The following is an 11,974-nucleotide window of genomic DNA, read 5'->3' on the forward strand; positions in this document are numbered from 1 at the left end:
TAAACGTCTTCTATATAGACAGAAACGCTCAGGATGACATTAATTATAGTAAAAAATTTTGATTACAGCAGGTACTGTGAGCTAATAGATTCGTTAGTCATCACGCGGCGGATTGTTTCAGCAAACATATCAGCGATAGAAAGCTGTTTAACCTTAGCACAACGGTTTGAATAAGGAATACTATCAGTAAATACAATTTCTTCCAGTTGTGAATTCTGAACACGTTCAGAAGCTGGACCTGACATTACGCAGTGAGAAGCAATAGCACGAACTGAAGTTGCACCGGCTTCTTTCATGATATCAGCTGCTTTAGTAATAGTACCGGCAGTATCTACCATATCGTCAATCAGGATAACGTTTTTATCTTTAACGTCACCGATGATTTGCATAGAAGCAACTACGTTTGCTTTTTCACGTGTCTTATGGCACAACACCAAAGGTACATCCAAATATTTAGCATAAGTGCTGGCACGTTTAGAGCCACCAACGTCAGGAGTTGCAATGACAAGGTTTTCCAGATTCAAAGACTGGATGTAAGGAGCAAAAATAGTAGAACCATAAAGGTGGTCTACCGGAATGTCAAAGAATCCCTGAATCTGATCTGCGTGCAAATCCATTGTTATCAGACGGTCAATACCGGCAACGCTCAACAAATTAGCTACCAGTTTTGCACCGATAGATACACGTGGTTTGTCTTTGCGGTCCTGACGTGCCCATCCGAAATACGGAATTACGGCAATGATACTTTTAGCTGAAGCACGTTTTGCTGCATCAATCATCAGCAAAAGCTCCATTAAGTTGTCTGAATTCGGGAAAGTTGACTGTACGAGGAATACGTGCTGTCCGCGAATAGATTCTTCGTAAGATACTGCAAATTCGCCGTCGGCGAAATGAGTAATGTTCATGTTACCCAGTGGGCATCCTAAACTGTTACAGATTTTTTCTGCAAGGTATCTCGAGTTTGTACCCGAGAACACTTTGAATGATGATGTTTCGCTCATTGTAATATTTTGATATATTGCCTAATATTTTTGGCGCAAAGTTACGGCATTTCTCCAAGCATGGCAAATGAAATGAAAAAACTTTAATCAGCAAGTCGTTTCAATTTCCTGAAATGCTCAATAAGATTCTGATAATTATAATCGTGGTCAAGGTCGAATTTATTCCAAAGTCCACCTAAAATAGCAGCTCCTCCAAAGCCATAATCTTTTACTTGCAGGATATTGTCTTCATCAATGCCTCCAAGTGCTATGACGCGTTTGTCGATTATACCGTCTTTAGCTGCCTGACGGATTTGTTCCGGTGTATATTCTGCTGCATATCCCTGTTTTGAAATGCTGTCGAATACAGGGCTGAGAAAGACATAATCGAAGTTGTTTTTCTTTTCTTTTACTTCTTCCAATGAATGGCAGGAGGTACTTATTTGCCCAGTGTAATTATCGGGAGCAATAGGGTTGCGATGATTCAGGTGAATACCTTTGAGATTATATTCTTCTTTCAAATAGAAATGTCCATGTACTACGATACGCTTCCGGTATTTTTCCGGGATAAGAGTAAGCAGACGTTCTGCATAAACCGGAGCTGTGTCGGGTTTGCGCAGATGAAGATAATCTAATCCTTCGTCGAAGAGTGTAGTTATAATTTTATCTTCTTCTACGAAATATGTGGGTCTGGTTATCAATATAAGTTTCATGTGACAACGTAATTGTGGCACAAAGGTAGTAACATGTTTGTAATATTCCTAATTGTTTAGAGCAAAATCGTGTGCGTAACCATTGTTTTGAGGTCGATGTGCCACAATTTGTCACTTAAAACTTCGCCATATCCTGAAATTATCTTTAAAACCTCGTTGGCTTGTGTGCAGCCGACTAAGCCGGGAGTAACTCCTAATACCCCTTTGGGAGGAGCAGGCATGGACAGCATTTCTTCCTCGTCGGGGAAGAGGTCGCGGTAGTTTTTTCCTCCCTGGTAGTTAAAAACGGATACTTGACCGTCGAAGGCACGGATAGCACCATATACATATACCTTATTTAATAATAAGCATGTGTCGTTTATAAGGTAACGCGTTTGGAAATTGTCGCATCCGTCAACTACAATATCGTATCTGCTGATTATTTCTTGAGCATTTTCTTTAGTAAGACGAGTAGGATAGGCCTCAATGCAAATATTGCTGTTCAGTTTCTGCAAGCGTTCTTTTGCGCAAAGTGCTTTGGGCTTTCCTATCTCGGTTTCATTGTAGAGAATTTGGCGCTGTAAGTTTGTTTCACTTACCTTATCATCATCTACTAGTCCGATGGTTCCTACTCCTGCACCGCAAAGGTATATAGCAATAGGTGAGCCCAGACCACCTACACCTACTATCAGGACTTTCGCTTGTCGGAGCAATGTCTGTCCTTTTTCTCCAATCTCGTCGAGTTGAATCTGGCGATTATATCTCTCTTTTTCTTTTTCTGTCAGTTGCATGGGGATATTATGAAAAGAAATTGTCTGAAAAGATGAAATGTATTTGGGGAATTTTGTATGTATAAATAAAGTTTTCCGGAAGGATATCATTACTTTTTCGGAAAATCAGATGTGTTTCTGAAAAGGTATTGATATTCTCCGGAATATGTTATTTTTTGTTTTTACTTCTGTACGGCAGAGGTGTGAAGCTGTTTTGACATGTGGTCGAATGAAGCATCCCAATCTTTCCATACGGGTTCACGTCCGATGGCTTTTAATGCTTTTTCTACTTCTACCGCTGTACGCTCATCGCTTACATGGAACTGTTCCAGCGCTTGTGGGTAAGTATAGTAACCTCCCGGTTCTGTCTTACTCTCGGCACTCATCGTTGTTACTCCAAGTGTAGCCATGTGATCACGGATATTAGCCGGCTCACGGGTAGAGTAAGATATATCTACGTCATGATCGAATATACGCATGGCAAATGTCACCTGAGCCAGCTCTTTGTCGCTCATGATTACGTTCGGTTGGAAACCTTCGTTTTCAGCCGGGCGCATGCGTGGAAAGTTTACGCTGTATTTGGTTTTCCAGTAATGTTTTTGCAGGTAGCGCAGGTGATAAGCCATCATTGTTACATCTGTACGCCAGTCTTCCAAGCCGATCAGAACTCCCATACCGATAGAATGAACGCCAGCCTGTCCCATACGGTCGAAACCATTTACACGCCATTCGAATTTCGATTTCATGCCACGCGGATGATAAATATTATAGCGTGCCTTATTATATGTTTCCTGAAAACAGATCACTCCGTTCAGACCGTGGTTTACCAATTCGGCATACTCTTCTGTCTTAAGTGGCATAACCTCTATCTTCAGATTCGAGAAATATGGTTTTGCCAAATCAAGTGCTTTAGCTATATAAGGAACTCCGGCCTTGGCAGGATTTTCTCCTGTTACAATCAACAGATTTTCGAATGGACCGAGTTTTTTGATTGCCCGGTATTCGTTTTCTATTTCTTCCGGAGTAAGAATGGTACGTGCCATCGGGTTACTGATATGAAATCCGCAGTACACGCATGAGTTCGTACATGAATTGGTAATATACAGAGGAATAAACATTGAAATAGTTTTGCCGAATCGTTCTTCTGTGTATTTGCGACTCAGGCGTGCCATTGGTTCGAGAAATTTCTCGGCGGCGGGTGAAATCAGTGCCATAAAGTCGTCTACGTCGCAATGTGATTTTCCTAATGCGCGCAACACATCGGCTTCAGTCTTTGAGTAGATGGCTTTGGTTGTTTCTTCCCAATTTATTTTTTCTAATTCGTCACTAAACATGATATTTATGGATAGTTTTCAAATTCTTTTATGTATTTCCGCCATTCTGGATAAACGACGGAAATGCATGATTGATAGGTTATTATTTCAAGTTTGAAAGATCGCGTGACAACTTCATTGCACAGAAGTTCGGTCCGCACATTGTACAGTATTCGCCGTCAGTATGGCGACCTTCGTTAAAGTATTCCAGTGCACGGTCCGGATCGAGACTCAGGTGGAACTGGTCGCGCCAACGGAATTCGTAGCGGGCCTTGCTTAAGGCATTATCTCGTATTTGTGCACCCGGATGACCTTTGGCAAGGTCGGCTGCATGTGCTGCTATCTTGTAAGTGATAACTCCTGTACGTACATCTTCACGGTTAGGCAATCCCAGATGTTCTTTCGGAGTAACGTAGCACAACATGGCTGTACCCAACCAGCCGATTTGAGCGGCTCCGATAGCAGAGGTGATGTGGTCGTATCCCGGAGCAATATCAGTAACCAAAGGACCAAGAGTGTAGAACGGCGCATTGTGACAATGACTGATCTGGCGTTCCATGTTTTCCTTGATTTTGTGCAAAGGTACGTGTCCCGGACCTTCAATAAATGCCTGTACATTCTTAGCCCATGCGCGTACAACCAGTTCGCCCATTGTATCAAGTTCTGCAAACTGTGCTTCGTCGTTTGCGTCGGCAATACATCCCGGACGCAGACCGTCGCCCAATGATACAGCTACGTCGTATTGAGCAAGTATATCACAAATATCGTCAAAATGTTCGTAAAGGAATGACTCCTGGTCGTGTACCAGACACCATTTGCTCATGATACTACCTCCGCGTGATACAATACCACACAGACGTTTGTCGGCAAGATGAACATTGTGGCGGCGTATTCCGGCATGGATAGTGAAATAGTCTACTCCTTGTTCACATTGTTCAATTAGTGTATCACGGTAAATCTCCCAAGTCAAGTCTTCTACTTTACCGTTAACCTTTTCCAAAGCCTGATAGATAGGCACTGTACCTACCGGAACCGGACAGTTGCGTACAATCCATTCACGAGTTTCATGTATGTTGTCGCCGGTAGAAAGGTCCATCAGTGTATCACCTCCCCATTTGCAGCTCCATACAGCTTTGTCTACTTCTTCATCAATGCTGGAAGTTGTAGCCGAGTTGCCGATGTTGGTATTGATTTTTACCAGGAAGTTACGTCCGATGATCATTGGCTCCGATTCCGGATGATTGATGTTTGCCGGCAATACAGCACGTCCGGCCGCAATCTCATCACGAACGAATTCAGGAGTGATATACGTATCAATACCCAACTCTTTACAGTTCATGTTCTCTCGGATAGCTACATATTCCATTTCCGGAGTAACAATACCTTGTTTGGCATAATACATCTGTGTACAGCATTTTCCGGCTTTGGCACGGTAAGGCAAGGCAATATGTTCGAAACGCAGATGGTCGAGCGAATGATCGTCGCGTCGCATCTTACCGTATTCTGAAGTGATAGAAGGCAGCTGTTCTACATCGCCACGTTCTACAATCCAGTTTTCGCGCATACGGGGAAGTCCCTTCTTAAGATCGATTTTAATATTGGGATCACTGAAAGGTCCACTTGTATCGTAAACATAAACAGGGGCATTAGGAGTCATGACCTTTTCTCCATTGACAATAGTGACAGTTGGAGTAAGATTCACTTTTTGCATCCCTACTTTTATGAAAGGAAAAAGTGTTCCTTGCATATAAGCTTTTTCGGCATGTGCATATGCCTTTTTATCTTTTTCTTTATTCATGAACGTGTAGTTATTCGTTTAAAAATGCAGTTAACGGAGAAGAAGCTGATGCAACTAAGTTTTCAGCTTGAATACCCAGACCTGCTTCGTAAGCACGTCTTCCGGCGATGACAGCCTCCTTGAAGGCTTTAGCCATTTCTACAGGATTTCCTGCTACGGCGATAGCTGTATTTACCAGACAAGCAGCAGCACCCATTTCCATAGCTTCAGCAGCATGACTTGGAGCGCCGATTCCAGCATCGACAACAACAGGTACATTACTTTGTTCGATAATGATACGCAGGAAGTCGCGTGTCTGCAATCCCTTGTTTGTTCCGATAGGAGCTGCGAGTGGCATGACAGTTGCCGCACCGGCCTCTTCCAGGCGTTTACATAAAGTCGGGTCAGCCTGGCAATAAGGTAATACAACGAATCCCAGTTTAACCAATTCTTCTGTAGCCTTCAGGGTTTCAGTTGAATCTGGCAACAGATAACGTGGGTCTGGGTGTATTTCCAGTTTCAGCCAGTTAGTTCCAAAAGCCTCACGTGCCATTTGTGCAGCAAATACGGCTTCTTCGGCAGTACGTACTCCTGATGTATTAGGTAATAGCTGGATGTGCGGATGAATAATATGACGTAACATGTCGTCTTCCTTATTGTCAAGTTCGATACGTTTCATGGCTACGGTTACCATTTCAGTCTCTGATGCCAGGATAGCATCTTCCATGAGCTGGTTTGAATTGAATTTGCCGGTTCCCAGAAACAGTCTGGAGTTAAATTCTTTTCCGGCAATGATAAGTTTTTCCATTGTATATTTTGTTTTTGAGTTTTTTGTAATCCTTTTCTTTGATTAAAGCTGTTTGGAGTTCTGAATAGCTTCTAATATGCGGTGCGTTTCGACTACCGGATTCTCTGCCCGAAGAATTGTTCCGCTCAGCGCAATACCTGTAACTCCGGTTTGCATGATTGAGGGAATATCATCGTAGGTAATTCCTCCAATGGCTACAATGGGCAAATTGATTCCGGCTGTCTTCATCTGCGATACGATTGCTTTATACCCTTCCAGTCCAAGAATCGGACTTAAATTCTTCTTGGTCGTAGTAAAGCGGAACGGACCGCAGCCGATATAATCTGCTCCTGCCTGATAATGCATCTGTACATCCTCGAAGGTGTTGGCCGTTCCTCCGATAATAAAATCTTTACCTAAAATCTGACGTGCTTCGGCTATGGGCATATCTTTTTTCCCTAAATGAACTCCGTCGGCATGCAGCTCTTTTACTAATTCTACATGATCGTCGATGATGAAGGTCGCACCATATTCCCGGCATAAAGCCTGTATACGGACAGCTTCCGGACGGATTTCATCGGGAGTTGCGTCTTTCATGCGCAGCTGAATCCAACGGCAACCTCCTTCAAGTGCCATACGTGCCGAATCATAATAAGAATATTGGTCTGTAAAATGTGTGATGAATTGCAGTTCCATTTCTTTATCCTCCGCATGCAGCTTTTATGATAACCAGACTATCTCCGTTTTGTATTTCTTGTTCTGCCCATTGACTACGGGGAATCATACGGTTGTTCAATGCTATGGCTACTCCTTGTGGAGGTAAATCCAGTTGTGCCGCTAAAGCAGAGATGGTATTTCCTGTGGTAAGTTCTACCTCTTTGTTGTTGACTTGTACTTTCATGATAATGATATTTTTAGTGAAAGTAATAACAAAGAGCTGTCCCGAGAATCGGAGAAGATATATGATGGATACGAATAACAATCCCTTCGGCGGTACTAACCGCATCAGGTGCTTAGGGTATGATCTCAGCCCGTCCGGAGGGCACCCCTTTGTTTTTACTTGTGGGCAAAGATACACTTTTTGCTGTATATCTTGATAATTTTCACTTTGTTTTTCTTTTATTTTTTCGGGTGTCACCTATAAAGTGATAATTTATCGGGTAGAAAAAGAAAGTTTCTTTATCTGTAATTGAGGTTATATTTCCAGTAAATAGGTTATGAACTAATTGGGGGAGAACTTTTATTTTTGCATCGTAATAAAAATGTTTGAATTATGTATATTGAAAAAATTGATTCTCCTGCCGATGTAAAGATATTGTCGGTTGAACAAATGGAAATATTGGCCGGCGAGATACGTCAGGCTTTACTGCATAAATTAAGTGAGCATGGTGGACATATCGGACCCAATTTAGGAATGGTAGAGGCTACTATTGCCCTGCATTATGTATTTAGTTCACCACACGATAAGATTGTTTATGATGTGTCGCACCAAAGTTATACCCATAAAATTCTGACAGGTAGAAAAGGTGCCTTTTTGAATGCAGCAGATTACGATAAGGTATCCGGTTATACCAATCCACAGGAAAGTGAACACGACTTTTTTACTATCGGACATACTTCGACTTCTGTCAGTCTGGCTTGCGGACTGGTAAAGGCACGCGACTTGAAGGGAGGTAATGAAAATATTATTGCAGTGATTGGCGATGGCTCTTTGAGTGGAGGAGAGGCCTATGAAGGTTTGAGTAATGCCGGTGAGAATGGAACCAATATGATTATTGTAGTCAATGACAACGAGATGTCTATTGCCGAAAATCATGGCGGATTGTACCAGAACTTGCGTTTGCTGCGTGAAACAGAAGGTAAGGCATCTTGCAATTTTTTCCGCTCATTGGGTCTTGACTATTTATATGTGAAGGACGGAAATGATATTGCTTCGCTCATTACGGCATTTAGTAGCGTAAAGGATACACCTCGTCCGGTAGTCGTTCATATTCATACCTTGAAAGGTAAGGGTTATCTGCCGGCAGAAACCCACAAGGAACAATGGCACTGGGGAATGCCTTTCGACTTGAAAACAGGTAATCCTAAGTACGATTTCTCAGGTGAAGAAGATTATTCCGAACTGACTGGAGAATTCCTTCTGGAAGAAATGAAGAAAGACCGTAGCATTGTTGCCATAACTTCAGGTACTCCTTCTGTCATGGGTTTCAATTCTGATCGCCGTATGCAGGCAGGAAAGCAGTTTGTTGATGTTGGTATAGCCGAAGAACATGCCGTAGCATTGGCGTCAGGAATTGCTGCAGGTGGTGGAAAGCCTGTATATGGAGTTTATAGCTCATTTATACAACGTTCTTACGATCAGTTGTCTCAAGACCTGTGTATCAATAACAATCCGGCTACGATTGTTGTCTTTATGGGAACAATAGCTGGTATGAACGATGAAACTCATCTCGGTTTCTTCGACATCCCGTTGATATGCAATATTCCTAATATGGTTTATCTGGCTCCTACTTGTAAAGAGGAGTACTTCGCTATGTTGAAATGGTCTATTCATCAGCATGAGCATCCAGTTGCTATTCGTGTTCCGGGTGCTTCTGTTGTATCTGGCAATCTGGATTTCGATACAGATTATAGCGACTTGAATCGCTATAAGTTAGTACAAAAAGGAGAAAAGGTGGCAATCCTTGGTTTAGGAGCCTTTTATGGATTAGGAGAGTCGGTTGCAAAGCTTTTGAAAGAAGAATGTGGAGTAGAAGCTACCTTGATAAACCCTCGCTATATTACAGGACTGGATGTTGAGATGCTGGAAGAATTGAAACGCTCACATTCATTAGTCGTGACATTGGAAGACGGTGAACTGGATGGAGGTTTTGGTGAAAAGATTGCCCGTTTTTATGGAAGTTCGGATGTGAAGGTCTTGAATTACGGAGTACGTAAAGAATTTGCCGACCGTTATATCACAGAAGAATTATTAAAAGCAAACAGACTGACAGATGTGCAGATTGTGGAAGATATACGTAAATATTGGTAATCAGATCAGATTATAAACAGAAAAGACTATAGCAGGACACTGTATAATGCTGCTATAGTCTTTTTTATGAAGTGCTTACGCGTTATTATTTGTTTCGTGTAACTGTATAAATCACTTTACCGTCTTTATTAATCATATGCAGGTTAAGTACCTTCTTGTCGGCTGTTATCAGAGAAAATCCTGTTTCACTGCTACAGAATTTTGTTCCGTCGACAGGCTTTACGTCACGGCTGAGTGAACCGGAGGTATTTACTACATAGTCGATGTTGCTGCCGGCCTTGCGTACGTGCTGGAAATTATGAATGTGTCCACATAAATACATGTCTGCATTTTTATGTTTGCGCAGAATTGTATCCAGACGTTTTTGCAAGTCGGTACGCTCTGATTCACTCTTGTCTGTATCTGCATAGATGGGATGATGTCCAATTACCAGTACCCAGTCTTCTTTTGCTGTAGTGAGTACAGAGTCGAGCCATGCCAGTTGTTTATCCATGTTTTGTTTGCATGCGTCAGGATATTTTTCTGTATCCTTTCTGTATTTGTCGAGCAGTGGCGCTGTATCAATCATGACCATGCGAACTGTTACTCCGTCATTTTCTTCTACACGTGTATAGTAGCGGTCGGGCATTCTCCAGCGTGCACTTACATTGCTATAGTCGATAACCGCCTGTGTATTGCCACGATATTCGTGGTTTCCCAAAACAGGATACCAGGGAATCATCAAATCGGGGTGACTATAGATCAGCTCATAATTGGTCATCCACAAAGGATCAGTTGTGCTGCGTACACCTTCGAAATGGTGAACATCTCCAGCAGCTACTACAAATTCGATGTCTACATTCTCAGCCATTTTACCCATCAGTTCAGCGATTGGCTTCTGGTCATAATAGCCATTTCGTCCCAGGTCATTTGCTAAGATAAAATTGATAGGTTTTTCTAGTTTTGTCCATTCGGTTGTGTTCTGGGCAAATCCGCTTATTGCGGCCAATGCAACACATAGTGTGATAAATGTTTTTTTAATTGAAATCATAATAGTTTGTTTTTTGTTCAGTGCAAAGTTCGATACTGAATCTGAAAAAAATATGAATTTTCTAATGAGATAAATTATTTTTTTTGAAAAAGAAAAGGTTCGAAACCGATGTGCAGTCCGAACCTTTCTTTGACAAAGTTTCTAGAAATTAGAAATGTTTATTTAGTTCCATAGGCACCGAAACGAGCTTCTACTTTTGGAGAAGTATAGGTTTGTCCGTTTACCTGCAATCCTTCGGTACCGAAGTAAGGAGCCATTTTGGTATCTGTTCCGTCATAAGCACCTGCCAGAACCGGAGATCCTGCCTGTACGTGGAAATCCCATGCGTCCTGATAGATGTAATCTGTCAAAGCTACGTCGTTGATTGGGAAGTTGACAAATTTCGGATCGTTGGTAGCACAGTCTGATGCTGTTTTTGTGATGATACTGTTTGCGTCTACTACGCCTTCGTAATAGTTTTTGTGTGCATAAGCATATCCTTCCCATGAATATGCTACGCCTGATTCATCTTCAAAGACAACATTACTTTTCTGAGTACCAGAAGCATAATAGTTGTAATCAATAACAGATTCGCTGCAATATCCTTCATCCGGATTGTTTGGAAGATCGTAGCTAGGAGTCATGGCTCTGAACTTACAGTTTACCATCAGGTTGTTGAATACGTTTGCAAAAGCATTTTTTTCTACATAAACACATCCGCCTTTTTCTCCGTCACGACGCCATCCGGCATTGATGATTGTATTGTTGTATGCCTGTATTTTTGCCATTCCACGATCTTCACTCTGGCCTGAGCTAGATAATTTCAAACCGTTGGTATTCGGGCTGAACATTACATTGCCTGCTACATCGACTACACAGCCTGCTTTTACATTTACTGCTTCAGCTCCGTCATATCCGTTGGCAGCAAAAATGTTGTTGGCAATAATGGCATTTCCTCCCATCAGGTAGATACCGTCTGACCATCCGTTACGCAAAACAGAGTTTGTGATAACATAGCGGCCGTTGATGTTATTGGTTGTAATTTGTGGATAAGCATCATCACCGGCAGTATAGATACCAGCACTAGCAGCAGGAGAACCTTCAATAACCTGACCACCTGTATATTCGATGATAGTATGATCGATCAGCATTTCTCCACAGGTAGAAGTTGCAACAATACCTCCCCACAGACCTGCCAAAGCATTTTCTTCAGTACGTTCATCTTCAGGAACAGAGAATAAAACAGGTTTTTCGGCTGTACCTTCACAATACAAATTTCCTTTTACTGTAAATTCGATTGGGGCATGGTTGGCTCCTACACCAGCAGTGCTTACAATAACCTTTGCACCAGCTTTAATAATCAGAGTTTTCCCTTCAGGAACAGTGTAATGGTTAGTCAGATTAGCTATTGTATCACCAGGCCATATGATGACGTCTTCGTTTGTTTCATCACCACCATCGTTGCCTCCAGGATTTTCAGTATTGTTCTCGTTTTGAATAGTTTCATCTTCAGAGCAAGCAGCCATAAAAGATAATGCTACTAAGGCTGTACCAGCCAGCAAATAATTTTTCAGTTTCATCTTGTAAAAAAATTGTTATTAGTGTCTAATTTATA

Annotated in this window: 11 protein-coding genes and 1 riboswitch; of the genes, 1 reads left to right on the forward strand and 10 read right to left on the reverse strand. The window is 42.0% G+C overall.

The genetic code is table 11. The annotated features are described in order from the left end of the window. Positions 1 to 62: 62 nt before the first annotated feature. The 8 genes from ACDG22_RS09870 to thiS all read right to left on the reverse strand — a co-directional run bounded on the left by ACDG22_RS09870 (position 63) and on the right by thiS (position 7,220). Positions 63 to 1,001, reverse strand: a complete 939-nt coding sequence (locus ACDG22_RS09870) for a ribose-phosphate pyrophosphokinase (RefSeq protein WP_022124998.1) — start codon at positions 999 to 1,001, stop codon at positions 63 to 65. Between the two features lie 83 nt (positions 1,002 to 1,084). Continuing rightward, a complete protein-coding gene (locus tag ACDG22_RS09875) occupies positions 1,085 to 1,693 on the reverse strand; it encodes a thiamine phosphate synthase (RefSeq protein WP_007568325.1) in 609 nt (202 codons plus the stop codon). 56 nt (positions 1,694 to 1,749) lie between these two features. After that, on the reverse strand, positions 1,750 to 2,463 hold the full coding sequence (locus ACDG22_RS09880) for a HesA/MoeB/ThiF family protein (RefSeq protein WP_007568327.1): 714 nt from the start codon (positions 2,461 to 2,463) through the stop codon (positions 1,750 to 1,752). A 161-nt stretch (positions 2,464 to 2,624) separates the two neighbouring features. Beyond that, entirely contained in the window at positions 2,625 to 3,776 is a 1,152-nt protein-coding gene (gene thiH / locus ACDG22_RS09885) for a 2-iminoacetate synthase ThiH (RefSeq protein ID WP_007568329.1), read from the reverse strand. Positions 3,777 to 3,858: 82 nt separating this feature from the next. After that, positions 3,859 to 5,553, reverse strand: coding sequence for a phosphomethylpyrimidine synthase ThiC (thiC, locus tag ACDG22_RS09890; RefSeq protein WP_118484923.1), 1,695 nt, complete (start codon positions 5,551 to 5,553; stop codon positions 3,859 to 3,861). A gap of 10 nt (positions 5,554 to 5,563) precedes the next feature. Next, positions 5,564 to 6,340, reverse strand: a complete 777-nt coding sequence (locus ACDG22_RS09895; protein WP_270230493.1) for a thiazole synthase — start codon at positions 6,338 to 6,340, stop codon at positions 5,564 to 5,566. A 42-nt stretch (positions 6,341 to 6,382) separates the two neighbouring features. After that, positions 6,383 to 7,015: a thiamine phosphate synthase gene (locus tag ACDG22_RS09900; protein ID WP_007568335.1), complete on the reverse strand. Its 633-nt coding sequence runs from the start codon at positions 7,013 to 7,015 to the stop codon at positions 6,383 to 6,385. A gap of 4 nt (positions 7,016 to 7,019) precedes the next feature. After that, a complete protein-coding gene (thiS, locus tag ACDG22_RS09905; protein WP_022124993.1) occupies positions 7,020 to 7,220 on the reverse strand; it encodes a sulfur carrier protein ThiS in 201 nt (66 codons plus the stop codon). Between the two features lie 64 nt (positions 7,221 to 7,284). Further along, positions 7,285 to 7,379: riboswitch (TPP riboswitch) on the reverse strand. Positions 7,380 to 7,592: 213 nt separating this feature from the next. Between thiS and ACDG22_RS09910 the strand changes: the two genes are divergently transcribed. Next, positions 7,593 to 9,350, forward strand: coding sequence for a 1-deoxy-D-xylulose-5-phosphate synthase (locus ACDG22_RS09910; protein WP_270668966.1), 1,758 nt, complete (start codon positions 7,593 to 7,595; stop codon positions 9,348 to 9,350). A gap of 85 nt (positions 9,351 to 9,435) precedes the next feature. Here the strand turns inward: ACDG22_RS09910 and ACDG22_RS09915 are convergent, their stop codons facing one another. Both ACDG22_RS09915 and ACDG22_RS09920 read right to left on the reverse strand, forming a co-directional pair. Continuing rightward, entirely contained in the window at positions 9,436 to 10,380 is a 945-nt protein-coding gene (locus ACDG22_RS09915; protein ID WP_007568340.1) for a metallophosphoesterase, read from the reverse strand. Positions 10,381 to 10,538: 158 nt separating this feature from the next. Next, a complete protein-coding gene (locus ACDG22_RS09920) occupies positions 10,539 to 11,939 on the reverse strand; it encodes a hypothetical protein (RefSeq protein ID WP_040311965.1) in 1,401 nt (466 codons plus the stop codon). Between the last annotated feature and the right edge of the window lie 35 nt (positions 11,940 to 11,974).

The organism is Phocaeicola coprocola, from assembly GCF_041333015.1.
GTDB classification, from domain to species: Bacteria; Bacteroidota; Bacteroidia; order Bacteroidales; family Bacteroidaceae; genus Phocaeicola; species Phocaeicola coprocola.

Bases quoted from the DNA above. Each gene is read 5' to 3' on its own strand.
- thiC (WP_118484923.1), bottom strand. From the start codon at position 5,553: ATGAATAAAGAAAAAGATAAAAAGGCATATGCACATGCCGAAAAAGCT.
- thiS (WP_022124993.1), bottom strand. From the start codon at position 7,220: ATGAAAGTACAAGTCAACAACAAAGAGGTAGAACTTACCACAGGAAAT.
- ACDG22_RS09900 (WP_007568335.1), bottom strand. From the start codon at position 7,015: ATGGAACTGCAATTCATCACACATTTTACAGACCAATATTCTTATTAT.
- ACDG22_RS09920 (WP_040311965.1), bottom strand. From the start codon at position 11,939: ATGAAACTGAAAAATTATTTGCTGGCTGGTACAGCCTTAGTAGCATTA.
- thiH (WP_007568329.1), bottom strand. From the start codon at position 3,776: ATGTTTAGTGACGAATTAGAAAAAATAAATTGGGAAGAAACAACCAAA.
- ACDG22_RS09870 (WP_022124998.1), bottom strand. From the start codon at position 1,001: ATGAGCGAAACATCATCATTCAAAGTGTTCTCGGGTACAAACTCGAGA.
- ACDG22_RS09910 (WP_270668966.1), top strand. From the start codon at position 7,593: ATGTATATTGAAAAAATTGATTCTCCTGCCGATGTAAAGATATTGTCG.
- ACDG22_RS09880 (WP_007568327.1), bottom strand. From the start codon at position 2,463: ATGCAACTGACAGAAAAAGAAAAAGAGAGATATAATCGCCAGATTCAA.
- ACDG22_RS09895 (WP_270230493.1), bottom strand. From the start codon at position 6,340: ATGGAAAAACTTATCATTGCCGGAAAAGAATTTAACTCCAGACTGTTT.
- ACDG22_RS09915 (WP_007568340.1), bottom strand. From the start codon at position 10,380: ATGATTTCAATTAAAAAAACATTTATCACACTATGTGTTGCATTGGCC.
- ACDG22_RS09875 (WP_007568325.1), bottom strand. From the start codon at position 1,693: ATGAAACTTATATTGATAACCAGACCCACATATTTCGTAGAAGAAGAT.